We start from the raw sequence: 25,247 nt of genomic DNA, 5'->3' as shown, positions 1-25,247 counted from the left end.
ATTTGACCTGGCTTCAGGCCACATTGGCGGGTTCGGTTTCCGACTGTTCTCCCGACAGCATCTTGGACAGCCGGCTCGCCGGCTTCGCTTTCAGTCGCTGATACTGCCCGACTTCCACGACACGGCCGTCTTCCATCGCCACCACCCAGTCGGCGAAGGCGATCATCGATGGCCGGTGCGCGATGGTCAGTATGGTCATCGTGCCGCGCAATCCGTCGATCGACCGGGCGATCAGCGACTGGTTCTGCCAGTCGAGTGCGCTGGTCGCCTCGTCGAGGATGAGCAGCGACGGCTTGCGCAGCAGCGCACGCGCCAGCGCGATGCGCTGGCGTTCACCGCCCGAGAGCCGCACGCCGCGGTCGCCGACCACCGTATCCAGCCGATGATCGAGCCGTTCGACGAATTCGCCGGCATGAGCGGCGCGCAATGCGGTCCACAAATCGTCGTCGCTGGCTTGCGGTGCGGCAAGACGCAGGTTCGCCGCGATCGTGTCATGCAGCAGGAACACGTCCTGCGGCACATAGGCGACCTGGTTGCGCCAGCGCCGGCGATTGCTGGCATCGATCTCGACGCCGTCGACAAGGATCTTGCCGGTGGTCGGCTCGAGCAGGCCAAGCAGCATGTCCGCGATCGTGCTCTTGCCCGATCCCGAGGGCCCGATCAGGGCGGTCACCTTGCCCGAGGGAAGGCCGAAGGTGATGTCCCTCACCACCGCCTTGCCCGCGCCGTCGTAGTCGAAGGAGACGCCGCGAATGTTCAGTCCGGTATCGAGCGACAGCTTTTGCGAATCTTCCGATTCGGCATGGCCCGGCTCGCGCTCGGCGTCGAAACGGGCCTGCAGGCTGCGCATGGCCGTATAGGCGGGCAGGTTGATCAGCACCTGCTGGGCCTGCGTCTGCATGTCCATGAAGCGCGGCGCGATGCGCATGAAAACCAGTAGCAGCACGACAATCTCGGCCAGCGACAGATTGAAGCGGACCAGCGCCACATAGATGAACAGGCTCAAGCCGACGACGCTCGCCACCTGGAACACGGCGGTGCCGATCGAGCTGTTGCTGACATAGTTGATGTTGTCGGCCTTCATCTTTTCGAGCGTTGTCTGCAGTTGCGCGAAATAGCTGGCCTCGACATTCAGGCTCTTGGCCACCTTGATGCCACCGAGGAACTCCGAGACCGTGCGGTACTGATCCTGGCGATTGGTCGTCAGGACCCGGCCAAAGGCGGTGGCGCGCGCGCGAAACGGCTGCAGCGCTATGAACATCACGATGCCGATGGCGATGGCAAACGCCGTCATGACAGGCGAGATGAACATCGAGATCACGAGATAGCCCACCAGCAGCACTGATATCTGCACCAGCATGAGCAGCGAGAAGGCGGCGCCCTGGACGCGGTCGATGTCGCCGGTCAGGGCATGGTCGAGATCCGAGCTGCGCATGCGCGAGAACACGCCCCAGCGCGCCTTGCCGATGCTTTCGAACAGGTTCATGCGCAAGCGGTTGATGAAATCAAAGAGAAGCCTGGCCATGTAGACCGACCTGAAGCGGTTGAACGCGGCCTGCACGGCAACAAGCCCGACCAGCGCGCACAGCACCGTCGTCAGCTGCAGCGTTCCGTCCGGCACCAGCCAGCGCACGAAATCATTGTTCGGCAAACGCACCGCGAAATCCTGGTCGGCGCGCCCGACCAGGTGCAGCAGCGGCACCAAAAGCAGGATGGAAATGCCCTCCGTCAGGCTGCCGAGGATCAGGAACAGCAGCGCCGTCCAGGTTCGCCGGCCGCCGATCTGGGCAATGACGGCGCCGAGCGCGGCAACATCGCGAAACAACGACAGACGGAGGATTGAAGGCTTCGCCATGATTGCGCTCACCGCTGCCGACGGCCAGCCGCCAGATCCTTGGCTGCCAGACTCCCGGCTGCCAGATCGGTTTCGATCAACTCCACGGCCTCGCCAATCCTGTCGAGGCCGGCCGGGACTTCCAGCCGGAACACGCCGACATGGTTAGCGATTGCTGAACACTGGCGAAAATGCAGCGCCGCGAAATCGCCCGACAGCGCCGCGCGGCCGAACCGCGTCACGTAGGAAAACTTGATGATCGCCGGCAAGGCGGCGATGCCGGGCAAGGCCGTAACCGCGGCTCTTTGGCCGCGCTCGAGGACATAGATTCTGGTCGCCGGCACCGTGCCGCCGGAGAAGGCGCCGTGCAGGCGATGTTGCATCTTCTCGATCGCCGGATGCACTTGCGGCCGCACCTCCGCCTGGCCAAGCGAGATCGCGGCCGCGGCGTCGGCGGCAAGCTTGATCTGCGGAAAGCCCGGAACGATCATCGGTGCGTCCGGGTTCGCGAGATCGAGCGCCACGACATCGTCGGTAAGCAGATCATGCCCGGCCTGGATCAGAGCGCTTGCCGTTGTCGATTTGCCGGCGCCCTTGTCGCCCATGAAGATGGCGCCCTTGCCGGCTACCGCAATGGCGCTGGCATGCAGGACGAGCAGGCCGCGCTGGTGCAGCAGCAGCGCCAACACCGGTCCCAGCAACGGGAAGGCGAGCAGCGCGTCGTCGACCCCGGCCGCCGGCTCGATGTCGATGCGGCTGAAATCGCTGATCAGGAAGGCGCCAACGGCATGCCATGCCAGATATTGCCGGTCCGGCTCGAAGCGGAAGATCGTCGCGGCCTCGGGCGAAGGCTTCGGCATGTCGATCGTGCCGATGGCGATCAGGATATCCGGCTCCGCCGGTTCCGCCGGCTCCAGTTCAGGCAACGCCACGTCGGACGCGATGGTCAGGCCGTACGCCCGGTAGAAACGGCGCTTTCTGACCATCCCGCCAAGCGGAGGCGGATTATCAAGGTAGGTGGCGAGCGGCTGGTTGCGAGGCATCATGCGGGGCTGCCGCCATGCTGGACCTGCCGCAGCCACAGCGACAGCGAAGCCGAGCGCCAGACGTACTGGACGTCGAGGGGCGCCGCCTGGTCGGGCTGGCGCAGCAGCCGCGCATAGGCGGCGCTCACCTGTGGCAGGTTGACATAGGGTGCGATGCGGCCGGCATCCGAAACGAGCAGCTTTTCCAGCAGGTCGCGGTGGTTGCGCACCATGCCGTTGACGAGATTGGCGGTGAAATCGATCTTGGTGCGCCGCCATTGGACCTCCGCCGGCAGGATGCCTTCCATGGCGCGGCGCAGCACATAGCGGCCAAAGCCGTGGCTGAGTTTTTCCTCGCCCGGCAGCGCCAGGCAGAATTCGACCAGCGGCTTGTCCCAGAAGGGATAGCGCGGTTCGACGCCGAAATTGGCGGCGGCTTTGTCGAGCACCTCGAAAGAGTGCGGCACGTAGCCGTTGGACAAGATCCAGCGATGGCTGAGCGCGTCGCTGGCCTGGACGCCGGGCGGCATGTAGCCGGCCCGGTGGAAGCGGTCGATAAGGTCGGTCCGCCTGGCCAGGTCCGGATTGACCAGGTCGCGCCAGCTGCGGCCGCGCTGCATTTGCGTGGGCTTGCGTATCTTGTTGAGAACCCGATTCGCGATCTGTCTCGCCTTGGCGATCCGCCAGGCTGGCCCGTAAAGGGTCAGGAACTGGAAATAGAGGCCAAACGTGCTGTCGCCATAGGTGTTGGAGGCGCTGCGGACCTCGCGCCAAAGGTCAAGCCACCTGCCGCCATTGGCAAGCTCGTGCAGATGGCCATGTCCTTGTGAAACGACCTCGTCGCCGCCATGGCCGTCGAGCAGCACCTTGAGGCCCTTGGCACCTGCCGTCCGGTAGATGCCGCGGGTCAGCGTCAGGCCCGGTGCCAGGAAGGTACCTTCCTGCTCTTCAAGGACCCGCTCGAATTCCGCAAAGGGTGCGTAATTGCCGACAGGGATCAGCGTCGGGTCGGTCTTCTGCTGATCGAGCACGGCATCGATGAAGGGGCGCTCGTCCATCGGCGAGCCCTTGTCGAAAATCAGCGAGAAGGTCGGCAGCTTCGGTTTGCGATCGGTGGCGTTCTGCAGGCCGGCGACACAGGCGATCGACGAGGAATCGAGGCCGCCGCTCAGCATCGCGCCGATCGACTGGCTTCCGCGCATGCGGTTGCGCACCGATTGCGAGAACAGATGGGCGAATTCTTCCGCCGCATCCGACCGCAACGGTCGCGGCGACGGCTCGATCTGCCAATATCGGCGCAGCACCACCTGTTGTGCCGTGACGGTGAGGCTGTGGCGCGCCGGCAGGCTGAAGATATCGCTGTAGGCGGTGGATTGTGGGTCGTCGGGAAGTCCTGCCAGGAACCCCGAAATGCTGTGCTCGCTGATGCGCGCGCCAATCCCGTCGAGGCGAAGCATCGGCCCGATCTCGGAGGCGAAGGCAAAGCGCCGGTCCGCTGCGTGGTAGTAGAATGGCTTGACCCCGAAATGGTCGCGCGCGCAAAACAACAGCTGCCGCTCGGCATCCCAGATCGCAAAGGCGAAATCGCCCTGCAGATGCACGGGGCTGGCTTCCCCCCAGCGCAGATAGGCCCGCATCAGCAATGTCGCGTCCGCGACCGACCTATCGCGTATGCCGAGCCTCGCCATCAGCTCGTCGCGATTGTCCAGCCGGCAATCGGCGGTGATGGCGAGCTTGCCGCCGGCCATGGTCAGCGGGCCGGGGCCGGCTTCATCGGTCGTGTTCAGCCAGGCGTGGCCAAGCGCGATGCCGCTGTCCAGCCACCATGAATTTCCGTCAGGGCCGCGATGGCGCATGCGTGCCAGCATCCGTTGGATGTCGGTCGCTGCGTCCGCCGGCGCGGGCTCCTGTCGCAGCAGGATTCCGGCCACGCCGCTCATCGGCTGCCGTGGTCTACCAGATGCGCGAAACCATCGATGGAGCCGCCAAGCACGACATGGTTGTCGCTGACCAGCCAGGCATGCGCTTTCAGTTGCTCGCCGGTGCCGCGTTCGATACCGATGCGGATGTTGGAGGCATTGCCCTGGCGCGCGAGAATGTATTGGCCCGAAAGCGCCTGGGTGAGGCAAGAGGCGCGCGGCACGAACCGTGCGGCCGCGGTAACCCCCCAGGCGACGAGCCGCAACTCGCCCATGCTGGCGCACTGGTGCGCGTTGAGCCGGGTCACCATGCCGCGAACACGGTTGTACGAGAACAACGTCAGCCCAAGCCGGACGGTCGTGACCACCAGCAGGCAATGGCAAAGGAAGAGTGCTTCGGAGCCGCTCAGGGAGAGAACCCTGGCCAAGCCCGGCTTGCGGGGCCGACGGTTCGCTGGCCTCGGACGTCTTTCCGCCGCGGGTCTTTGCCGCGAAACCACGGCCTTTTGCGGAACCGGCCTAGACAAGTGCCTCATTGTGCAGCCTCGCAAGTCCGTTTTCGGCCAGGCCTTTCAGCAAGGCGTCGACGTCGGCCTTGCAGCGCTCGGCGTCGACATTGTAGCGCGCAAGCACAGCGCCACGGATATCGGCGATCGACTTCGGCTCCTGAATCAGCTCCCAGATGAACGCGCCGACGCCGTTGAGGCTGTAATAAACATTGGATTTAAGATTGAGGAGCGCGAGGCCTTCACCGAAGTCGCAAGCCACGGCGTCCTTCGTGGCGCTCACATTATCGCGCTCGGATGGGTTCCAGTTCATCCAAAACCTCGTTTGAAACACACGGTCTACGCGTCGTCAGTTCAAAAAGGGAAAGTCGGGGATTTTCATCCCCGGCTCCATTCACGGTCTTCAATCCTGGAGGCCCAACGTCACTCCTCCAGAACCAGGCTAGTCTCAGGAGAACGTCAGATCGCCAATCGGGGTGTGCGCCGGAAACGACGCGTCGATTGCCGTGCTGCCGCCACCACCCTGGGTGATGGTTTCGATCGAACCATGTACCGTCAGGCTGGGCGTTTCGTACTCATGCTTTTCAACATTCTGTTCCATTTTACTCTCCAATGAGGACTGGAAACGGCCTGTCGAGTGCCGTCAGCACTTTCATGCTGCGCTGCAATAGCTGCATGGCACCATTTATGAGTCAAGCCTGATTTACCTCTGGTTAATCAATTACGGGTTGCGGACGTCACCATGCGTGTGCGAACTGCTCAAAATTCTGCCTCTATTGGGCTTAAACCGGGTGCAGTTGGGTCTCGCAGCTGGCGATTCTTTAAGCAATTGATTTTGCTTGCATAAAAAGTTGTTATTGTTGGCGCTTTTTTAGGCGCCGCTAAAAAAATGGAATTTCTGTTAGCCGAGCGTGATGATGGTCGGCTAAAGTGCCTCGATAGGGTTGGAATTTCAACCGCATATCTCGCCGCTCTTGGGAAAGGTCTGCAAACGCTCTGGTTGTAAAATTCCGCACTGCGAAAGGAAACGCTTTACGGCGCCGAGGTTTTTGAGGATGCTTTGCTTCGCACTTGCAGCATACGCGCCGCGTGAACCGCTTTTTGGAGACTGTGCGCTCAATGGCCTTGCCGGAAAGTTCCTATGAACGACTGCGCGCAGCTGACTGCGCCGACGAGATAGCCTATGTGCAGGCCTGCCTGCGGTTGTATTTCTCAGGCGCGGTGGCCTCGGTCGGCGACGTTCCGACGCTGGGCCTTTCCGATGCCGCAGTCGCCGACATCGCCAGGCTGAACAAGGTCGCCACCTTCGTTCTGAAGGCGCTTTCGCGTGCGCCGGCGGGCGACAGGCCGGCCGAACTCTTCCAGTGGCTCGACACGTATCGCCGACGCACGGTTTCGATGAATGCCGCCTGCCTCATGGATTCGATGGCGATCTATCAGGCGCTGCGCGACAGGCAGATCGACTTCGTCTTTCTCAAGGGTCCGTTCCAGCAGCATCTGCTCTACGACGATCATTTCATGAAGCCTTCGGGCGATGTCGACATCCTGGTTTCACCCGCCGGGTTTTCCAGGGCCCGCGATGCCCTACGCTCGATCGGCTACGAGGTTGCTGGCAAGTCACGCTCGGTCTGGTGGGTTCGTTTCCTTGGCGAGCAGCACATGATTCGCGACAATGGGCCTAAAGCATCCACCGTCGACCTCCACCATCGCCTCCAGCAGCCCGGCTCGCCCAGTCCGCGTGACGCCGATGGGTTCCTGCGGCGCAAACGGCTGGTCGAGATCACCGGCGTCGAAGTGCCATTCACCTCGGCCGCCGACACGCTGATGCTGTCCTGCATCAGCGTCGCCAAGGCGCTGTTCAACCGCGAGCCCTGCGCCGGCTATGTCTGTGACATCAGGGCCAGCGCCAACCGTCTCGACGAGGCTGATCAGCGCCGCGTGCTCGATGCGGCGGTGAGCCAGGGGCTGGACGATACACTGCTGCTCGGCCTGCGCGCCGCCGACGTGTTGCTGGGCGGCACCGGCACGCTTTTGTCCGAGCGGGCCAAGCCGATCCTGTCGCGCATCGGCAATGAGGATCTGCTCAACATGGTCATCGCGCCATGGCTGTCGTCGCTGCGATGGCCGCAGCGGCGAACCGTGTTGTGGGAATTGTGCGGCAAGGCTCCCGTCCGCTACCTGGCGGAGGCCGGCTGGGCGGCGTCGGCCGACATCAGCCGCCGCATCTTCGAACGGCCGGCCAGTCCGTGATGGCGGTTGTGTCGGAATACGTACAGGGCGAGGGCATATCGGAACCTGTGCAAGAGGCAAAATTCATGTCGATGACGAAATCCGAGGTCTGCGTGATCATCGCGGCCAAAAACGCGGGGCTCACGATCGCGGTTGCCATCGCATCCGCGTTGCGTGAACCTGAGGTGGCCGAGGTCGTCGTTGTCGACGACGGCTCCACCGACAATACCGCTGAGGTCGCTCGCTCCGCCGACGACGGCAGCGGACGCCTCAAGGTCATGCGCCTCGACGTCAATCGCGGCCCATCCTTCGCCCGCAATGCCGCGATCGCCGGCTCAAAAGCGCCGTTCATCAGCATTCTGGACGCCGACGACTTCTTCCTCGAGGGCCGGTTTCGCACCCTGTTTGCCGGCGCCGATTGGGATTTCGCGGCCGACAACATCATGCTCATCAGGGATGACGCGACGAGCGACGCGACGAAAATCGTCGCCCCGGATTTTGCCGCCGATCCGGAATTCCTCGATTTCGAGCGCTTCGTCGAGGGCAACATCTCCCGGCGCAGCGTGCAAAGGGACGAGCTTGGCTTTCTGAAGCCCGTGATCAGCCGTGCCTTCCTCGACCGGCACCGGTTGCGTTACGACGAGAGCTTGCGGCTGGGTGAGGATTACGAACTCTACGCCCGCGCCGTCGCCCACGGGGCAAGGTTCAAGGTCATCCGTTCCTGCGGCTATGGTGCCATCGTGCGCGCCGATTCGCTCAGCGGCCGCCACAAGACGCAGGACCTGAAGCGGCTGGCCGACGCGGATCTGGCGCTGCTGGCGATCGACAGCCTGCCGGAAGGCTCCAAAGCGGTGCTGCGGCGGCATGAGCGGCATGTGCGCGACAAATATCGGCTGCGCAATTTCCTCGACGTGAAGGCCGAGCGCGGGCTGGCTTCTGCCGCGGCCTATGCCTTCGCAAGCCAATCCAACCTGGTGCCAATTGTTCAGGGCGTCGCGTCAGACAAGCTCGCGGCGCTGTTTCGTCGCGTTGGCCTTGTCTCCGGGCACAAACATGTGCCGCCGCTGCGTTTCCTGATGGCCGGGACCAGTGCGGGCAAGGAGCGGTAAGGCGCTGGGAATGCCCGGTTTACCCGCCAGCAGGCAAACTCACCACGCAAACCATTTCCGTCAGATTTATGAGTTTATGAAATGGGAGGTTGCCTCATCGCTCCGACGATGGCAGTCTATGTTGCGGTGCAGCAAATTGGACGACCAACCGAACTGGCCCCCGATCGGATTGGTCCGAAGTCTCTCCCGTCAGCGGAGTTGGACGACGCGGTACGAGTTTTTCAGCCCCGGTTGCGGGGATCGGCCAGGTGTCCGGCAGGCAAGCCGGCGATGACAGGAATTTAAGCCCATGGCCTCGATATTCGGCTTCAGATCAAGGGATCCGGCCCGCGACCGGCAGGCCGACATCGCGCGCCTCGATCGGCTGGCGAAGCTGTTCGAGCAGATCTCCGCCGAGATCGAGGCTGAGAGAACCGGCCTGGAGAGCCGCTACCGCAAGACGGCGACCAACGCGGCCTTCCTCGTCGAAGCCATGGAAAACGGCTCGGCCTCGCAGAAGCGGTCATCCGAAGTCAGCGCGCTGACAGGGTCGATCCTGAATTGCGAGCGCCGCATCGCGGCGCTGTCGCGCCAGAACGGCATGATGAAAGAACTGCGTCATTCGTTGGATATGGTCTTTGACGAGAATGCCGATTCGGCCGCCGCGGTCGACTTCGGCAGGCCTGCGGGCACCCGCCGGGCGTGACCATGAAGGCGCGGGAACTGCTGCAAAGATGTGATGCGAGACAGGAAAGGGACTTCGGGAGGGTCAAAGAGGAGGTCAAGGTTGGCCCGTTTGGAAGCGGTTCAAACGTCGACTTTGGGTTGGGGACACACAGCACAAAGGTGAGTTTGGTATGAATTCGGATCCGAAAACCACGTCCACGATAGCGATTGACGCATCGCCCTTCGCGCATATGACCCGGCAAACCGGCCTGCGGCGGTCGGGTTTGATCGGGGCGCTCTTGCTGTCCGCTCTTGGCAGCCTTCCGGCGGCCCCCGCCCATGCACAGGATATCCAGTCCGCCCCCTCTTTCGTCGATGATTTCAAAAGCTTCGATCGGTCGCGCTGGTATGTGTCCGACGGCTGGAACAACGGCAGCCATCAGAACTGCACCTGGTCGAAGGGGCTGGTCGCGCTTTCCGACGGGGTGTTGTCGCTTGGCTTCGAAAAGCAGAAGCTGAAGGATCGTGAGTTCGCCTGTGGCGAGATCCAGACCAAGCAGCGCTTCGGCTACGGCACCTACGAGGCGCGGATGAAGACCGACACCGGTCCTGGCCTCAACGCGGCTTTCTTTTCCTATATCGGTCCGTCCGACAAGCAGCCCTGGGACGAGATCGACTTCGAGATCCTGACCAAGGACACCTCCAAGGTGCAGATCAACGCCTATATCGGCGGCAAGGGCAAGAACGAGAAGCTGGTCGACGTGACGGGCGGCACCGACAAAGCCTTCAACGACTACGCCTTCGTCTGGGAAAAGGACAGTCTGCGCTGGTACGTCAACGGCCAGCTGGTGAACACCATCACCGATCCGACAAAACTGCCCAGCCATGCGCAGAAGATATTCTTCAGCCTTTGGGGCAGCGACACCATGAAGGGTTGGATGGGCGCGTTCGCCGATCCTGGTCGCAAGCTTTCGCTGCAGGTCGAACGCGTTGCCTTCACCGCGCTCGGCGAGCCATGTCAGTTTCCAGAATCGCTCGTGTGCAGCGTAAAAGAGTTGGGAAAGACGAATTGAACCGGCCGGACCGAAAACGGATCACGGCCCTGGACAGGAATGAAACCGAATGAACTTGACGGTGTTTGGAATTGGCTATGTAGGCCTCGTGCAGGCTGCGGTGCTTGCCGAGGTTGGCCACCAGGTTGTTTGCGTCGACATCGACGCCAACAAGGTGGAACGGCTCAACCAGGGCCTCGTCCCGATTTTCGAGCCGGGCCTTGAGAGCCTCGTCAAGGAAAACCACGCCGCCGGTCGTATCAAGTTCACCACCGATGCCGCCGCCGCCGTCAGGCACGGCGAAATCCAGATGATCGCGGTCGGCACGCCGCCCGGCGAGGATGGTTCGGCCGATCTCAAATATGTGCTGGCCGTTGCCGAGACCATCGGCCGTGAGATGGATAGTGCCAAGATCGTCGTCGGCAAGTCGACCGTGCCGGTCGGCACCTGCGAAAAGGTCAAGGCCAGGATCGCCGAGACGCTGAAGAAGAGGGGGCGCGAGGATCTGGGCTTCGACGTCGCCTCCAATCCCGAATTCCTCAAGGAAGGCTCGGCCGTCGCCGACTGCATGAAGCCGGACCGCATCATCGTCGGCACCGACAGCGAAGAGACCGAGGCGGTGATGCGCGAGCTCTACGCGCCCTTCAACCGCAACCACGAGAAGATGATCGTGATGGACGTGCGCAGCGCCGAATTCACGAAATACGCCGCCAACTGCATGCTGGCGACCAAGATCAGCTTCATGAACGAGATGGCCAATCTGGCCGAGCAGCTTGGCGCCGACATCGAGGAGGTGCGCAAGGGCATCGGCAGCGATCCGCGCATCGGTTACCACTTCATCTATCCGGGTCTCGGCTATGGCGGCTCGTGCTTCCCCAAGGACGTGCGCGCCCTGATCAAGACCGCCGAGGGCGTCAAATTCGACGCCAAGCTGCTGCGCGCCGTCGAGGAGCGCAACAACGACCAGAAATCCGTCCTGTTCGACAAGGTGAACCGCTATTTCAAGGGTAGTCTCAAGGGCAAGACCTTTGCGCTGTGGGGCCTGGCCTTCAAGCCCAACACCGACGACATGCGCGAAGCGCCGGCGCGTGTGCTGATGGAAGCGCTCTGGAACGCCGGTGCGACCGTGCAGGCCTATGACCCCGAGGCGATGCAGGAATGCCAGGCCATCTACGGCCTGCGCGACGACCTGCTTTTGTGCGGCACCAAGGAAGCGGCCTTGCGCGGCGCCGATGCGCTGCTCATCGCCACCGAATGGAAGAGTTTCCGCGCGCCGTCCTTCGATGCGTTGAAGGATGCGCTGACCACGCCGGTCATCTTCGACGGCCGCAACCTCTATGACCCCAAGGTCGTGGCGCGCCACGGCATCGAATACCACTCGATAGGCAGACTGGCGGCGTGAGACCGGACGCGAAGAGCAAACAGGAGCTGGCACGCGCACCCGGCGCGGAAAGGAGTTGTGGCTGATGGTGCTGGACGTAAAGCCCGAGCAAATCACCAGGGATCATTTCGATGTTGTCGCGATCGGTTCCGGTTTCGGTTCGGCCTTCTTCCTGCACGAGTTCGCCAGGCGGCGTAGGGCGCGCATCCTGGTCCTGGAATGGGGCCGCCACAACACGCATGAATGGCAGCTCGACCAGAACGCCAACACCGACATCGACGACGAGACGACCTACAAGACCAACTCCGACAAGCCGTGGAATTACACCATCGGGCTGGGCGGCGGCACCAACTGCTGGTTCGCGCAGACACCACGCTTCCATCCCAACGACTTCAGGCTGAAAAGCACCTACGGCATCGGCAATGACTGGCCGATCAGCTATGACGATGTCGAGCCGTTCTACTGCGATGCCGAAGAGATCATGTCGATCTCCGGCGATCCCGACATGGCGCAGATGCTGCCGCGTTCAAAACCGTTTCCGCAACCGCCGCATCGCATGTCGACGCCCGACAAGATGATGAAGGCGGCCCAGCCCGACCAGCACTTCGTTATGCCGACCGCGCGGGCGAGGGTACCAACGGCGCAACGCACCTCGTGCTGTGCCAATCTGCGCTGCTGGCTGTGTCCGGCCGACGCCAAATTCACCGTCAACAACGGCCTGATGCATGTCTTCGAGCATCCCGACGTTTCGGTTTGCCTCGGCGCGGAAGTGCGCAGGCTCGATCATGTCGGCGGCACGGTCCGTTTGGTCAGCTTCGTGAAGGATGGCAAGGAGTACCAGGTCGGCGGCGACCTCTTCATTCTCGGCGCCAATGCCATCCAGAGCGCGGCGATCATGCTGCGATCCGGCCTCGGAGACGAATTCGTCGGGCGTGGCCTGCATGAATCCTATGGCTGGAATTTTGAGGTCTATCTCGACGGCGTCGACAATTTCGACGGCAGCACCATCACCACCGGCCTGAATTTCGGCCTCTATGACGGTCCCCACCGGTCCGAGCACGCAGCCGCACTGGTTTATTTCGAGAACCGCTGGCAGCACGGGATGCGGGCCGAGAAGGGTCGGCTGCGCCAGACATTGCCGCTTGTCGTGGTCACCGAAAACCTGCTCGACCACGAGAATTTCGTCACCCTCGACGAGGACGACAATGCTTTCGTCAGCTTCAAGGCACCGTCGGACTACGCGGTCAAGGGCATGGCCCGGGCGCTGGACAAATTGCCTGGCCTGCTTTCGCCGCTGCCGGTCGAAAAGCTCTTCGACCGCGGCATCCGGCCAACGGAATCGCATGTCCAGGGGACGCTGAGAATGGGCACCGGTCCGGCTGATTCTGTGATCGACAGCAACATGATCCATCACCGGTTGAGAAACCTGGTTGTCGTCGGCACCAGCACCTATCCGAGCTGCTCCTGCGCCAACCCCAGCCTGACCGCGGCAGCCTTGTCCTTGCGGGCGGCAAGCCGGATCGCGTGAGAGGAGCAACTTGATGATCGGAGTCACACGGCGCTCGGCACTGGCCATCCTGGCGGGAGGCGTCGCCTCGACGGGCGTTGCCTATGCTGCTGTCTCCTCGTTTTCGGACGAGGATCTGGTTCGCGTCACGCTCGAAAAGTATCTCGGCAGGCTGAACATGCGCATCGAGCATCTGCAGCAGTTCGTGCTTGAGTTCCGCAACCGCAACCCGTGGATATTTCCCAGTGACAAGCTGGGCGATGCCATCACCTTGCTCGAAACGACCAAGCTCGGACAGGCGCGCGGCTTGTTGCCGAAGCAGAAGCGGCGCGATCTCAGGCATTTCGATCGTTGGGCCGTAGCCGAATTCCACATGCTGACGGACTATGCCTGGCGTAGCTCGCCTGATGATCCGATCCGGTTCACGGGATGGCAGTCATGCACCAACCCGTTTGCGACGCTTGATCCACCGCAGAGTGCGTGAGGCGAAAGTGGCCTGCCGGTCAGGCCGCTTTGGAGAAGAGAGCCAGAAGATCAGAATGCGACAAGGAGCCGGTTCATGAAAGTCCTGTTTGCCAGCGGCAACGGCTATCCGCCCGAATTCGGTGGCGGCGTGCAGTCCAGCACGCATCATCTGGCGCAGCAGCTGATCGAACACGGGCATGAAGCCTCGGTGCTCGCCGCCCTGTTCGGCGACGGAATGTTCGGCCTCAAGGCGCGCGCCAAGATGAAACTGCTTCGGCAACCGGCGGTCGTCGACAGTCATCCTGGCTATCCGGTGATCCGGTCATGGTTTCCCTGGGAGGCGGCAAGTTTTGCCGTCGGCAGGCAGAAGCCTGACGTGGCGGTGGTCCAGTGTCACAAGTCGGTTCCGCTGGGCAAGGCGCTGCAGGCCGAGGGCGTGCCGCTGGTCGTCTATCTCCGTAATGTCGAGTTCCATGAACTGGGCGGCGATCTGCGCGAATTACGCGGCGCGCTCTACATCGCCAATTCCGAGTTCACCGCGCGCACCTACAAGAAGGAGTTCGGCATCGAGGCGACGGTGATCCCGCCGACCATCAACCCGACGCATTACAGCACGCCGACAACGGGTAAGTTCGTCACCTTGATCAACCCCTATGAGGAAAAGGGCTTTGAGTTGGCGGTGCGCATTGCCGGCGCCTGCCCCGAAATCCCGTTCCTGTTCGTCGAAAGCTGGAAGCTAGAGGACGACCATCGGGCGCGCATCGAAGAGACGATCGCACCTCTCGGCAATGTTACGCTGGAGAGCCGCACCAACGACATGAAGATGGTCTATGGCCGCACCAGGATCCTGCTTGCGCCGAGCAAATGGGAGGAGGCGTGGGGGCGCGTGGCCTCGGAGGCCCATTGCAGCGGCATCCCGGTCGTAGGCTCGCGGCGCGGCGGCCTGCCCGAAGCAATCGGCCCGGGCGGCACGGTGCTGGATTATGACGCTCCGCTCATTGACTGGGTCGCGGCGATCAGGCTGCTGTGGAACGACAACAAGGAGTACGACCGGGTTTCCAGCCTTGCGCGCGGCTTCGCGGGGCGCCCGGAGCTCGATCCGGATCGCCAGTTCGTCACCTTCTTCTCTATATTGGACCGGGCGGTGCAGCAGCGCGCGCTGCAGGCTGCTTAGCGCTCCGAATGGTGCTGATCAGGCCGGACGTTTAACCCGGCTTTTTAGCGTCTCGTAGCCACGGGCACCAAGCAATGCGCGGGCAAGGGTCTTGGCGGCGCTCTTGCGGCCTTCCGGCGAGTTGATCTGCCGCAGTCTGGCCGGCAGGTTGCGCGCGGCCTGGCCAAGCGCCGGCAGCGACAGCGTGTCGGGAAAGCTGACCATGTGCGTTTCGACGCACAGCACCGGCTTGCCTGACAGCTCGGTGATTCTCAACGCCTGCGCATGCTCGCTTTCGATGAACAGGATGGCATCGGATTTGCGGTAGAAATCGGCCTTGAAACTGCCATGCGCGCCAAGCCGCTGGCGCTCCGCCTTGGTTGGCAGGTCCAGCATAATGAGTTGATCGTACTGGATTCCGTTTTTGGCCAGCCACGCCTCGGTCAGCGCTCGGTATTTCTCCAGCCGGCTGGTGACCAGCCAGCCGATCCTGTGGGTCGGGGTGTGAAGCGGGCGCGCTTCGCTGAGGAATTTCTCATAGGCCGGGCCGTCGTCGTTTTCCGCCTCGGTCGGATCGAGGCAAAGCACACCATCGATGTCGACGCAGCATTGCGCCAGGAATTTGTGGTGCACGAAATTCCACTGGAACATGCGCGGATGCGGCACGACCTCGAAGACGACATCGATCCCCTGATGCTGTGGCTCCAGGCCGAACACGGCGGCAAATGTGTAATCGGCCTCAATGCCGGCAGCCTCGATACGGGCGCGGGCATCGCGCATGGCATTGCCGCCGGCGACGCTGTCGTCGATCACCACCACCTTGCGCATCTCCGAGACCTTACGGTCGAGTGCCGCCCGGCGTTTGGTAATGCCTGACGTGTAGACGCGGCCTTCCAGGAAGCTGTCCAGGTCGGTCATCGGAATGTTGGCTGCAAGGCTGACCAGCGTCGCCGCCAGCACGCCGCTTCTCGGGACGCCGACCACCAGGTCAATGTCGCGCGGCAGCCGGTGAAGGTTGCCGACGACGGCGTCGTTCATGTCTGAAATCGATCGGTAGTGCATGGATCAGGCCTCGAGTGGATGTCCGTAGCTGGAGAAGGCGCCCAAATTACTGCGCCTCACGTGGCGTTGCGGCAGGCAACCTTGCCGGCAGCATTTTCAACGCCTCGCGCAAGGCCTCGCGTCCGGAAGCGAAAGCCAGCGCGACGACTGTTGTGATGAGGTAGGCGAGGATGGCGCCACTGGCCAAGGCAACGACATGCTGCTGCGGCAGCCATGGTTTGATGAACCAGACAGCCGCCAACGCCAGATGCGCGCCAAGCACGAACGGCGTTGCGGCGCGCAGCACATGGTGCGCCTGCAGCGGCCCGCTCTTGCCGACATAGAGCCACAGGAACGGTGTGCGCAGATATTCGCTGACCGCATAGGCAATCGCGACACCGAGCGCGCCATAGGGCAGGCCGAGCGCGAAGGCGAGTACCGACGTTACCGCCGTGATGATGCCCCAGCGCATGAAGTCGCCGGAGCGGCCCTGGCTGACGAAAAGCCAGCCGGCAGGATTGTTAAGGGGTTGGAGCAGGCCGGCAAAGCCCAGCGCCAGGAAGATCGAGGCGCTTGCGCGCCACTGTTCGCCGAGCACGAAGGGGATCAGCACATCCGACATCGCGGTGGCGAAGGCGACGCCCGGCAGCGCCACGACGAGAATCAGCGGCATGACGCGCAGATAGGCGCTTCGGTAGCGGTCCGGCTCGTCCTTCAGCCTGGAAAGCGCCGGCACCATGACCTTCGACAGCGGATTGGTGATCTGACTCAGCGGAAACAGCAACAGCTTGTAGGCGCGGTCATAAAGGCCGAGTTGCGCCTCGCCCCAATATTTGCCGATCAGCACATTGTCGAGGTTGCGGGCAAAGAAATTGGCGAAGTTGAAGCCGGTGATGCCGGCGCCGAAATTGATCAGCTCGCTGATGCCGGCGACCTTGCGCGGCAGACCGGGACGCCAGCGTGAGCTTGCCCAATAGCACAATGTCGGCAGCACCGCGCCGGTCAGCGTGCCGGCAAACAGCGCCCAGTAGGAACGGTCGATGAAGGTCCAGGCGATCGACACGACAAGGCCGGCGACGGCGCTGGCGACATCGATGATCGCCAGACGCCCGAACTGCATGCGGCGCGTCAAAAGCGCGAGATGCTGCGCGCCGAGCCCATAGGCCATGATCTGCAGGCCGAATGCGGCGACCAGGCCGGTCACGCGTGGTTCGCCATAGAAGGCGGCGACCATCGGTGCGGCACCTGCGAGCACGCAAGCCAGGATCGCGCTGACAGCGACATTGATCCAGAAGAGGTAGTTCACCTCTTCGTTGCGTATGCCCGTTTTCTGGATCGTCGCCTGGGTCAGCCCGAAATCCTGGAACAGCGCGATGAAGGCCAGCACCGGCGCGCACATGGCCACCACGCCGAAATCCTGCGGCGACAACAGCCGCGACAGCACGATGACGGAGATGATCTGCGTCGCAACCCGCACTGATTGCGCCATGGCCGTGACCACCGCGCCGCGCCCCACTGATTTGCGGAGCGAGCCTTCTGGCGGATCGAATGGGTTGGCTTCCAAATTCAGGATTCCTGATTTTTGCGCGGATTTCCGAACCCTGAAAATCCACGTCCGCCGCCAACGCCAAACTACGGCAATAATTTTGCAGTGCAACAGAAAATGTCCATTGCCGCGCCAAAAATGTTGCGATGCAGCAAGAGCTGTACTAGCATCCCTTTGGGTGGGGTCAAACAGCGGTCGAGTTTTCATGCTGCATGTCTTGTACCTGGTGCACGATGTTTCCGATCCGGCGGTTCGCCGGCGGATCACAATGCTCAGGACAGGTGGCGCCAAGGTTACCCTCGCAGGTTTCCGCCGCACCGCCACCCCGATTGCCGATATAGAAGGATTGCGGCCAATAGACCTTGGCGCGACGCGCGACGGACGATTCGCCCAGCGCCTGGCGGCTGTGGCGAAAGCTGCGATTTCAATCGGTTCAAAGCTGGCGGGCACGCCGAGGCCCGATCTCATCATCGCGCGCAACCTGGAAATGCTGGCACTTGCCCGTCGCGCCAAATCGGCTTTCGGCGCCACGGTGCCGATCGTCTATGAATGCCTCGACATCCACCGCCTGGTACTCCGCGACGATGTCCTCGGCAAGGCGCTACGCGCCACGGAGCGCCATCTGGCGCGCGACGTGAAGCTGCTGGTGACCAGTTCGCCCGCCTTCATCGCCAATTATTTCAAGCCCTTCCGGCAGGTCGCCGCTCCCGTCGAACTCGTCGAGAACAAATATTTCGAGGCCGCGGCGATCCTGCCCAACGAAGGTGCGGCGGTGGAAGGATCTGTCGCCCCGCCATGGCGGATCGGTTGGTTCGGGGCGCTGCGCTGCCGCCGCTCGCTTGAGCTGCTCGCCGATTTCACGCGCCGCATGAATGGACGTTTCGAGGTCGTGCTGCGCGGCCGCCCGGCACTCTCCGAATTCCCCGATTTCCATGCCTTCGTCGATGCCGAGCCTTATTTGTCGTTTCGCGGGCCCTATCGCAATCCGGAGGACATGGCGGCGATCTACCGGGACGTGCATTTTTCCTGGGCAATCGATTTCTTCGAAGAGGGCCAGAATTCGGAATGGCTGCTGCCCAACCGCCTCTATGAAGGCTGCCGCTTCGGAGCGGTGCCAATCTCGATGGGCCATACGGAAACCGGACGGTTCCTCAGCCAGCAGGATATCGGCATCCTGTTGCCGCAGGCTTCATCAGACGCGCTCGAAACCGCGCTCGGCAAGATGGAGGAGCACCGCTTCGGCAGGCTGAAGGCGCGCGTGCTTGCCCACAATCCGCGGACGTGGAGCTACGATCGCAGCGACTGCAGGGCCTTGGTCGAAAAACTTCGCCGCCTGACGAGTGTGCGCGAACCCCTCGCGACTGAGGCCTTGGCATAGGATGGATATCGCCCGATGACGCAAGCGCTTCCCTCCAGCCTGATCGTGATCCCCTGCTTGAACGAGGCAGCCCATATCGGTGCGCTGCTCGATCAATTGCGGCCCGCTGCTGAAAGGCTTGGTGCCAGGATTATCGTCGCCGATGGCGGCAGCACCGACGGCACGCTGGCCATTGTCGAGCAGATCGCAGCGAAGGATGCGCGCGTCATCCTGCTGCACAACAAGCGGCGCATCCAGAGCGCGGCCATCAATCTCGCCGTCGGTACGTTTGGTGAGGGTGCCGAGTATCTGATCCGCATCGACGCGCATGGCGGCTATCCCGATGACTACTGCGACCGGCTGCTTGAGGAAGCACTGGCCACATCAGCTGATTCGGTCGTGGTATCGATGCTGACCAGCGGCAGCGGCGCCGTGCAGAAATCGGTCGCGGCTGCGCAGAATTCGAAACTCGGCACCGGTGGCTCAAAGCATCGTCACCTCTCCGCCGGAGAATGGGTCGACCACGGCCATCACGCGCTGATGCGGATATCGGCCTTCGGTGCCGTTGGCGGCTATGACGAAACGTTCAGCCACAATGAGGATGCCGAGCTCGACTACCGGCTGAGAAAAGCCGGCTACAAGATCTGGATGAGCGGCAAGACGCAGATGGTCTACTACCCGCGCGCCTCGCTCAAGGGTCTCTATTTCCAGTATCTCGGCTATGGCCGTGGCCGCGCCAAGAATGTGCTGAAGCACCGCGTTATCCCGAAGGTCCGGCAGATGGTGCCGCTGGCAGTCTTCCCGGTGGTGCTTCTGGCGGCCTTCTCCTTCGTCCACTGGATGGCGGCGGTGCCGTTGCTGATCTGGGCGGCGGTATGCCTGGGCTACGGCCTGGTGACGGCCATTCGCGAACGCAATGCCGATATCGCGCTGGCCGGTGTTTCGGCCATGGTCATGCATTTCGGCTGGTCCGTCGGCTTCTGGCTGCAACTTCTCGGCCTCGGCACACGACGCAGGGTGGCGTGATGGCCGGCAAGAACCGCAGCATCGACATCGGCGTCTGTACGTTCCGGCGGCCGGAGCTGGCCGACACGCTGCGCTCGCTCGCCGCCATGGAGATGCCGGCAGGGTTCGATATCAGCGTCATCGTCGCCGACAATGACGACACGCCAAGCGCGCAGGCGCTGGTGACGGCGCTGTCACGGGAATTGGCGTTGCCGATCCGTTATCGGCATGCCCCGGCGCGCAACATCTCGATCGCGCGCAACGCTTGCCTTGACGCCAGCGCGGCGGATTTCCTCGCCTTCATCGACGATGACGAAACCGCCTCTACCCGTTGGCTGGCCGATCTGGTCGCGACGGCTGAAGAGAGTGGTGCTGCCGCCGTGCTCGGCCCGGTCCGCGCGCTCTACCATCCGGATGCGCCCGACTGGATGCGGCGCGGCGATTTCCACTCGACCTTGCCGGTCTGGGTGCGCGGCGAGATCCGCACCGGCTACACCTGCAACGTCCTGCTGCGTATGGGATCGGACAGCTTGCGCGGCCGCCGCTTCAGCCTGGCGCGCGGCCAGACCGGCGGCGAAGACACCGAGCTTTTCGACCAGATGGTCAAGGCCGGCGGCCGCATCGCCTTCGCTCAAGACGCTTGGGTGGACGAGGTGGTGCCGCGCTCAAGGGCCGCGTTCGACTGGCTCGGCCGCCGCCGTTTTCGCGTCGGTCAGACGCATGGTCACCTCCTGGGCAGCAGCGCGCGTGGCATTGGTCTGGTCAAGCATGTCGGTGTCGCCGCGGCAAAGGCAGCCTATTGTTTCGCCGCGGCACTTCCCTTTGTCGCCAGCCCGGTGCGCAGGAACCGCAGCGTCCTGCGCGGCATCATGCATGTCGGGGTCGTCAGCGGCCTTGTCGGCATCCGTGAAATCCGCCTCTACGGCCAGCCCTCAGCTGGGGAAGGAGGCAAGCGTGCAGCCTGACGTTTCCCCGACCCCCGATGGTTCAGTCCCCGATGTCTCCTTCGTCATTGCCGCCTACAATGCCGAGGCGACCCTCGACCGCGCGATCGCCAGTGCCATTGCGCAAAAGGGCGTCAGCGTCGAGATCATCGTCGTCGACGACCAGTCGCGCGATGCCACGCTCGACGTGGCGCGGGCCTATCCCAGGGACATTGTGCGCGTCGTAGCCCTGGCCAGGAATTGCGGTCCCGGCGGCGCCAGGAATGCCGGGCTCGACGTTGCCCGCGGCCGGTGGATCGCGGTTCTCGATTCCGACGACGCCGTCTTTCCCCTGCGCATCGCCGCCATGATCGACTGTGCTGAAAAGGCGGGTGCCCAGATCGCTGTCGACAATCTCCAGGTCATCCGCGAGGACGGGGTGATCGAGGATGCGATGTTCCCGCGACACTATCTGGAAGGCTTGCGAGAGATTTCGCTGGCCACCTATATCGCCGGCAATATCGTCTTCGAATCGAAGTTCAATCTCGGCTACCTCAAGCCGATCTTCCAGCGCCGGTTCATGGACGAAAACCGGCTTCGCTATGACGAGAAACTGAGGATCGGCGAGGACTATATCCTTTTTGCCGAAGCCCTGGCCAAGGGCGGCAGATGCGTGGTCGAGCCTGATATCGGATACGCCTATCACATTCGCAGCGGCTCCATCTCGCGTGTGCTCGAGCTTCATCATGTCGAAGCGATGCGCAAGGCAGACGAGATGTTCGCTCAAACCCATCGGATGGATGAGGCAGCCCAGGCGGCGTTTGCGCGGCGCGGCCGCAGCCTGCGCAAGGCGGCCTCCTTCCTGGCGATGGTTCAGCACATCAAGGCGCGGTCCCCGCTCAAGGCGATCCGGACGGCGCTCAGCGACCCGGCGGCGGTCAGGCATATGGGCATGCCGATCGCCGTGCGGTTGCGACGCGTAGCGGCACAATTTGCCGTGGGGGTGGGGAGGTGAAGATGCAGGCACATGGAGGGATTTTTCGTGGCCTGTGAAGGGACTGTAGTCGATCTCCTCAGAAGGAATTTGCGATGAAGAAAATCAGGAAGGCCGTGATACCGGTGGCGGGGCTTGGAACACGTTTCCTGCCGGCGACCAAGTCGATGCCGAAGGAAATGCTTCCGGTGGTCGACAGGCCTGTCGTGCAATATGCGGTGGACGAAGCTTTCGAAGCCGGCATCGAGCACATCGTGTTCGTGACCGGCCGCAACAAGGCGGTCATCGAGGACTATTTCGACCTGCATCCGGAATTAATCGGCACCCTGGAGCAGACCGGCAAGAAGACCCAACTGGAAGCGCTCGAAAGCATGCTGCCGGTGGCCGGTGCCACTTCCTTCATCCGCCAGCAGTCGCCGCAAGGCCTCGGTCACGCGGTCTGGTGCGCCCGCGAAGTCATCGGCAACGAGCCATTCGCGCTGCTCCTGCCTGATATGGTGTCCTTCGGCGGGCGCGGATGTCTCGCCGAAACCGTCGGGCTCTATGAGCGCACCGGCGGCAACGTCATCGCAGTGGAGCGTTGCGATCCGAGCGAAACCAACAAATACGGCATCGTCGGCCGTGGCGCCGATATTGGCGGCGGTTTCGAGGTCTCGGCCATGGTCGAAAAGCCGGCCCCGGCCAACGCCCCGTCGAACTTCTACATCAACGGCCGCTACATCCTGCAGCCCGAGATCTTCGCGCTGCTCGGCAATCAGCAGCGCGGCGCCGGCAACGAGATCCAGCTGACCGATGCCATGGTCCGCCTGTCGAAGGACCAGCCATTCTTTGCCCAGCCCTTCTTGGGCCGCATGTTCGACTGCGGTTCCAAGGAAGGCTTCATCCAAGCCAACATCGCGTTCGCGCTGGCGCGCGACGACATGAAGGGCCCGGTTTTCGAGATGCTTCAGGAGTTCGTCCGGTCGCATGAACGTCAGGAAGAAGCCGCATAATGCCCATCTTTCGGGAGCATTGTCGGGCGGCTGACGGCGAGGGTCGACTGACCTGCGCAGTCTGGCACGATGCTTGCGTTGCTTTTGGCGATGCTCCCGATCTTCGAGGCGCCTGTAAGCTAGAATTGGACCGACGATGAATTATGCCAACTTTCCTCTCGACAAGAGGATGCCATTGCCGAATTCGGATGCAGGAAACGGTGACGACTTCATCGATATCGAGCGGCTGCTTGGCATGGCCGCGCGGCAGGCCAAGGTGGTTGCCGTGTGCGCCGCCATCGGCCTTTTCCTGGGCATGCTATATCTGCAGACCACGCCGCCCAAATTTGTCTCGGTCTCAAGCGTGCTGATCGACGAGGGCCTGAACAAGATCGTCGACGACATCTCGGCGGCGTCGACGACGATGCAGACCGATTCCGCCATTCTGAGCCAAATCGAGATCCTGACCTCGACGCGGCTTGCCGCGGTGGTCGTCGACAAGCTAAAGCTCAGCCAGAACGATGCCTTCATGAACCCGCCGCAGTCGGCGTTGGCCAAGGGTGTCGGGTTCATCCGCGGCCTGATCCAGCTTGTCCGCCCCAGCCCCACCATTCCGGGCGTAGCTGACATCAGCAAGCTAGACCCTGCCACCCGTGATGCACTTATCGCTACGTCGAGTCGCGATTACGCAATCCTCAAGCTGCAGAACGAGGTGAGGGCGGAGCGTGTCGGGCGAAGCTACGTCATCGCGCTCGGCTATCAGTCGACGGACCCGGCATTGTCGGCGGCGATCACCAAGGCCTATGCCGAGGCCTATCTCGCCGACCAGCTCGATGCCAGCTTCGACGCCACCGAGCGCGCGGCGGTCTGGCTGCAGGGTCGGTTGACGGAACTGCGCGAGAGCTCGCAGCAGGCATCGCTGGCGGTCGAGAAATTCAGGGCCGAACACGGACTGTCCGCCAACAGTGACGGCCAGCTGATGAGCGACAAGCAGCTTGCTGATCTGAACGCCCAGCTCATCGTGGCGCAGGCCGACACGGCACGCGCCAGCGCCCGCTACCAACAATACAAGGCGATTATCGACAGCGGCTCCGACAACGCTTTCAACGATGCCGCCATATCGGCCGACCAGCCGAGCAGCTCGGTGATCGCAGCGCTGAAGACCCGTTATCTCACGGTCGCCAAGCGGCTGCAGGACGTCGAGGCCAATTTCGGCCCGCAGCATCCACAGGCGGTGGCGCTGGCCAAGGAGAAGGCCGACATTTCGACGCAGATTTTCGGCGAGCTGAAGCAACTGACCGAAAGCTATCGCAACGAATATGAGGTGGCGCAGGCGCGCGAGACCGCGCTCAGGGCCAATGTCGCCTCGGCGCAGGGCAAGAGCTCCATCGACAACCAGTCGCAGGTCCAGTTGCGCGACCTCGACCAGAAGGCGACGGCGCTCACCACGCTCTACCAAACGTTCCTTGGTCGCTACGAGGAAGCCGCGCAGCAGCAATCCTTCCCGGTCGGCAAGATCCGCATCATCTCGGACGCGTCGATGCCGCAGGCGGCTTCGAGCCCGCGCACGGTGGTGGTGCTTGGGCTCTCGCTCGTGCTCGGGGTGCTGATGGGCGCCGGCTTTGGCGGCCTCAACGAGTTCAACGAGCGGTTCTTCCGCACCGGCGAGGACGTGCGCGACCGCGTCGGCCTCAAATTCCTCGGCTACCTGCCGACCATCGGCAGCAAACCCGCCAAGGAGGACAAGCAGGACGAGGCCCAGCCGGATCAGAAGGTCGCCAGATCGCCGGCCGCCCTCGAAAGACGAGCGCGCATGCGGGTCAGCATCGACGCTCCGGCATCGATGTTCGCCGAAACGCTGCGCAGCGCCAAGATCGCCTTCGACGTCGTCATGGAAGGGCAAGGCAGCCGCGTCATCGGCGTCATTTCGGTGCTTCCCGGCGAAGGCAAGTCGACGGTCGCGGCCAATCTCGCCGGACTGCTGGCCGCCAACGGCGCCAAGACGCTGCTCATCGATGGTGACTTGCGCAATCCGGGCCTCAGCCGCAGTCTTGGCATGGAGGCCGAGCAGGGCCTGATGGAAGCCGTGGTCAACGGCCAGACCTGGCAATCCGTCGGCAAGATCGACCGGCAGACCAAGCTCGCCATCATCCCCGCCGTGCTGCGCGGTAACTTCTCGCACACCAGCGAGCTGTTGTCCTCGGCCGGAATGCGCCGCTTCGTCGAGAACGCCAAGGAGACGTTCGAGTACATTGTCGTCGATCTGCCGCCGCTCGGGCCGGTGGTCGACGCCAAGGCCTTCGCACCGTTGGTCGACGGCTTCGTGCTGGTCACCGAATGGGGCCGCACGCCGCGCGCCATGGTGCGGTCGATGCTGGAATCCGAACCCTATGTCGCCAACAAGATCGTCGGCGCGGTGCTGAACAAGGTCGACCTGAAGAAGCTCGCCAAATATGGATCGTTCGGCGCGTCGGAGAAATTCTTCGACAAATACTCGAGCTATTATCTCGACAAGTCCGAGGTGCGGAGCAAGGCGTCGGTCTAGGCGGCGGCTGCCTGGAGTTCAGCCTTGACGGAATTGGCGA

The 25,247-nt window shown here is 62.8% G+C and carries 22 protein-coding genes; 14 read left to right on the top strand and 8 right to left on the bottom strand.

Translation table 11 applies throughout. The features are described 5' to 3' along the window. Positions 1 to 13 precede the first annotated feature (13 nt). The 6 genes from ACZYHG_RS03555 to ACZYHG_RS03530 form a co-directional block, all read right to left on the bottom strand. Positions 14 to 1,855, bottom strand: coding sequence for an ABC transporter ATP-binding protein (locus ACZYHG_RS03555; RefSeq protein ID WP_464612566.1), 1,842 nt, complete (start codon positions 1,853 to 1,855; stop codon positions 14 to 16). Positions 1,856 to 1,863: 8 nt separating this feature from the next. After that, positions 1,864 to 2,880 (bottom strand): phosphoenolpyruvate carboxykinase (ATP), encoded by a 1,017-nt coding sequence (locus ACZYHG_RS03550; protein WP_464612565.1) that lies wholly within the window; start codon positions 2,878 to 2,880, stop codon positions 1,864 to 1,866. Further along, positions 2,877 to 4,799: a lasso peptide isopeptide bond-forming cyclase gene (locus tag ACZYHG_RS03545; RefSeq protein WP_464612564.1), complete on the bottom strand. Its 1,923-nt coding sequence runs from the start codon at positions 4,797 to 4,799 to the stop codon at positions 2,877 to 2,879. The genes ACZYHG_RS03550 and ACZYHG_RS03545 overlap by 4 nt, the downstream gene beginning before the upstream one ends. Then, positions 4,796 to 5,206, bottom strand: coding sequence for a lasso peptide biosynthesis B2 protein (locus tag ACZYHG_RS03540; protein ID WP_464612563.1), 411 nt, complete (start codon positions 5,204 to 5,206; stop codon positions 4,796 to 4,798). Before ACZYHG_RS03540 ends, ACZYHG_RS03545 begins: the two co-directional genes overlap by 4 nt. A 91-nt stretch (positions 5,207 to 5,297) precedes the next feature. Beyond that, entirely contained in the window at positions 5,298 to 5,597 is a 300-nt protein-coding gene (locus ACZYHG_RS03535) for a PqqD family protein (RefSeq protein ID WP_464612562.1), read from the bottom strand. A 135-nt stretch (positions 5,598 to 5,732) separates the two neighbouring features. Then, entirely contained in the window at positions 5,733 to 5,885 is a 153-nt protein-coding gene (locus ACZYHG_RS03530; protein ID WP_010913078.1) for a lasso peptide, read from the bottom strand. Between the two features lie 518 nt (positions 5,886 to 6,403). Between ACZYHG_RS03530 and ACZYHG_RS03525 the strand changes: the two genes are divergently transcribed. From ACZYHG_RS03525 to ACZYHG_RS03490, 8 genes are all read left to right on the top strand, one after another. Beyond that, positions 6,404 to 7,534 carry a nucleotidyltransferase family protein gene (locus ACZYHG_RS03525; protein ID WP_464612561.1) on the top strand — a complete coding sequence of 377 codons (1,131 nt, stop codon included), beginning with the start codon at positions 6,404 to 6,406 and terminating at the stop codon, positions 7,532 to 7,534. 65 nt (positions 7,535 to 7,599) lie between these two features. Then, positions 7,600 to 8,622: a glycosyltransferase family 2 protein gene (locus tag ACZYHG_RS03520; RefSeq protein WP_464612560.1), complete on the top strand. Its 1,023-nt coding sequence runs from the start codon at positions 7,600 to 7,602 to the stop codon at positions 8,620 to 8,622. 289 nt (positions 8,623 to 8,911) lie between these two features. Then, positions 8,912 to 9,307 (top strand): hypothetical protein, encoded by a 396-nt coding sequence (locus ACZYHG_RS03515; RefSeq protein ID WP_464612559.1) that lies wholly within the window; start codon positions 8,912 to 8,914, stop codon positions 9,305 to 9,307. A gap of 151 nt (positions 9,308 to 9,458) precedes the next feature. Further along, positions 9,459 to 10,340, top strand: a complete 882-nt coding sequence (gene exoK, locus ACZYHG_RS03510; protein ID WP_464612558.1) for an endo-1,3-1,4-beta-glycanase ExoK — start codon at positions 9,459 to 9,461, stop codon at positions 10,338 to 10,340. A gap of 49 nt (positions 10,341 to 10,389) precedes the next feature. Further along, on the top strand, positions 10,390 to 11,721 hold the full coding sequence (locus ACZYHG_RS03505; RefSeq protein ID WP_464612557.1) for a UDP-glucose dehydrogenase family protein: 1,332 nt from the start codon (positions 10,390 to 10,392) through the stop codon (positions 11,719 to 11,721). A 64-nt stretch (positions 11,722 to 11,785) separates the two neighbouring features. Then, positions 11,786 to 13,228, top strand: coding sequence for a GMC oxidoreductase (locus ACZYHG_RS03500; RefSeq protein WP_464612556.1), 1,443 nt, complete (start codon positions 11,786 to 11,788; stop codon positions 13,226 to 13,228). A gap of 13 nt (positions 13,229 to 13,241) precedes the next feature. After that, positions 13,242 to 13,691: a hypothetical protein gene (locus tag ACZYHG_RS03495; protein ID WP_464612555.1), complete on the top strand. Its 450-nt coding sequence runs from the start codon at positions 13,242 to 13,244 to the stop codon at positions 13,689 to 13,691. A gap of 75 nt (positions 13,692 to 13,766) precedes the next feature. After that, a complete protein-coding gene (locus tag ACZYHG_RS03490; protein ID WP_464612554.1) occupies positions 13,767 to 14,846 on the top strand; it encodes a glycosyltransferase in 1,080 nt (359 codons plus the stop codon). Between the two features lie 18 nt (positions 14,847 to 14,864). On the opposite strand, the gene ACZYHG_RS03485 is transcribed toward ACZYHG_RS03490, so the two are convergent. Continuing rightward, positions 14,865 to 15,887, bottom strand: coding sequence for a phosphoribosyltransferase (locus ACZYHG_RS03485; RefSeq protein WP_464612553.1), 1,023 nt, complete (start codon positions 15,885 to 15,887; stop codon positions 14,865 to 14,867). Positions 15,888 to 15,933: 46 nt separating this feature from the next. Then, positions 15,934 to 17,430 (bottom strand): lipopolysaccharide biosynthesis protein, encoded by a 1,497-nt coding sequence (locus ACZYHG_RS03480; protein ID WP_464612552.1) that lies wholly within the window; start codon positions 17,428 to 17,430, stop codon positions 15,934 to 15,936. 187 nt (positions 17,431 to 17,617) lie between these two features. Here ACZYHG_RS03480 and ACZYHG_RS03475 point away from each other — a divergent pair, with 187 nt between their 5' ends. From ACZYHG_RS03475 to ACZYHG_RS03450, 6 genes are all read left to right on the top strand, one after another. Beyond that, complete coding sequence (locus ACZYHG_RS03475) at positions 17,618 to 18,790, top strand: glycosyltransferase family protein (RefSeq protein WP_464612551.1); 1,173 nt, start codon at positions 17,618 to 17,620, stop codon at positions 18,788 to 18,790. Between the two features lie 15 nt (positions 18,791 to 18,805). Further along, positions 18,806 to 19,795: a glycosyltransferase family 2 protein gene (locus ACZYHG_RS03470; protein ID WP_464612550.1), complete on the top strand. Its 990-nt coding sequence runs from the start codon at positions 18,806 to 18,808 to the stop codon at positions 19,793 to 19,795. Continuing rightward, positions 19,795 to 20,739, top strand: coding sequence for a glycosyltransferase family 2 protein (locus ACZYHG_RS03465; RefSeq protein ID WP_464612549.1), 945 nt, complete (start codon positions 19,795 to 19,797; stop codon positions 20,737 to 20,739). The genes ACZYHG_RS03470 and ACZYHG_RS03465 overlap by 1 nt, the downstream gene beginning before the upstream one ends. Beyond that, entirely contained in the window at positions 20,729 to 21,712 is a 984-nt protein-coding gene (locus tag ACZYHG_RS03460; RefSeq protein WP_464612548.1) for a glycosyltransferase family 2 protein, read from the top strand. Before ACZYHG_RS03465 ends, ACZYHG_RS03460 begins: the two co-directional genes overlap by 11 nt. A 74-nt stretch (positions 21,713 to 21,786) precedes the next feature. Beyond that, positions 21,787 to 22,683: a UTP--glucose-1-phosphate uridylyltransferase gene (locus ACZYHG_RS03455; protein WP_464612547.1), complete on the top strand. Its 897-nt coding sequence runs from the start codon at positions 21,787 to 21,789 to the stop codon at positions 22,681 to 22,683. A gap of 136 nt (positions 22,684 to 22,819) precedes the next feature. Further along, positions 22,820 to 25,207: a polysaccharide biosynthesis tyrosine autokinase gene (locus ACZYHG_RS03450; RefSeq protein WP_464612546.1), complete on the top strand. Its 2,388-nt coding sequence runs from the start codon at positions 22,820 to 22,822 to the stop codon at positions 25,205 to 25,207. Positions 25,208 to 25,247 lie beyond the last annotated feature (40 nt).

Source organism: Mesorhizobium subarcticum, assembly GCF_055456085.1.
This window is presented reverse-complemented; position numbering and strand designations above follow the sequence as displayed.

Coding starts and splice junctions, on each gene's coding strand:
- ACZYHG_RS03555 (WP_464612566.1), bottom strand. CDS start 1,855: ATGGCGAAGCCTTCAATCCTCCGTCTGTCGTTGTTTCGCGATGTTGCC.
- ACZYHG_RS03550 (WP_464612565.1), bottom strand. CDS start 2,880: ATGATGCCTCGCAACCAGCCGCTCGCCACCTACCTTGATAATCCGCCT.
- ACZYHG_RS03545 (WP_464612564.1), bottom strand. CDS start 4,799: ATGAGCGGCGTGGCCGGAATCCTGCTGCGACAGGAGCCCGCGCCGGCG.
- ACZYHG_RS03535 (WP_464612562.1), bottom strand. CDS start 5,597: ATGAACTGGAACCCATCCGAGCGCGATAATGTGAGCGCCACGAAGGAC.
- ACZYHG_RS03530 (WP_010913078.1), bottom strand. CDS start 5,885: ATGGAACAGAATGTTGAAAAGCATGAGTACGAAACGCCCAGCCTGACG.
- ACZYHG_RS03525 (WP_464612561.1), top strand. CDS start 6,404: ATGGCCTTGCCGGAAAGTTCCTATGAACGACTGCGCGCAGCTGACTGC.
- ACZYHG_RS03520 (WP_464612560.1), top strand. CDS start 7,600: ATGTCGATGACGAAATCCGAGGTCTGCGTGATCATCGCGGCCAAAAAC.
- ACZYHG_RS03515 (WP_464612559.1), top strand. CDS start 8,912: ATGGCCTCGATATTCGGCTTCAGATCAAGGGATCCGGCCCGCGACCGG.
- exoK (WP_464612558.1), top strand. CDS start 9,459: ATGAATTCGGATCCGAAAACCACGTCCACGATAGCGATTGACGCATCG.
- ACZYHG_RS03505 (WP_464612557.1), top strand. CDS start 10,390: ATGAACTTGACGGTGTTTGGAATTGGCTATGTAGGCCTCGTGCAGGCT.
- ACZYHG_RS03500 (WP_464612556.1), top strand. CDS start 11,786: ATGGTGCTGGACGTAAAGCCCGAGCAAATCACCAGGGATCATTTCGAT.
- ACZYHG_RS03495 (WP_464612555.1), top strand. CDS start 13,242: ATGATCGGAGTCACACGGCGCTCGGCACTGGCCATCCTGGCGGGAGGC.
- ACZYHG_RS03490 (WP_464612554.1), top strand. CDS start 13,767: ATGAAAGTCCTGTTTGCCAGCGGCAACGGCTATCCGCCCGAATTCGGT.
- ACZYHG_RS03485 (WP_464612553.1), bottom strand. CDS start 15,887: ATGCACTACCGATCGATTTCAGACATGAACGACGCCGTCGTCGGCAAC.
- ACZYHG_RS03475 (WP_464612551.1), top strand. CDS start 17,618: ATGCTGCATGTCTTGTACCTGGTGCACGATGTTTCCGATCCGGCGGTT.
- ACZYHG_RS03470 (WP_464612550.1), top strand. CDS start 18,806: ATGACGCAAGCGCTTCCCTCCAGCCTGATCGTGATCCCCTGCTTGAAC.
- ACZYHG_RS03465 (WP_464612549.1), top strand. CDS start 19,795: ATGGCCGGCAAGAACCGCAGCATCGACATCGGCGTCTGTACGTTCCGG.
- ACZYHG_RS03455 (WP_464612547.1), top strand. CDS start 21,787: ATGAAGAAAATCAGGAAGGCCGTGATACCGGTGGCGGGGCTTGGAACA.
- ACZYHG_RS03450 (WP_464612546.1), top strand. CDS start 22,820: ATGAATTATGCCAACTTTCCTCTCGACAAGAGGATGCCATTGCCGAAT.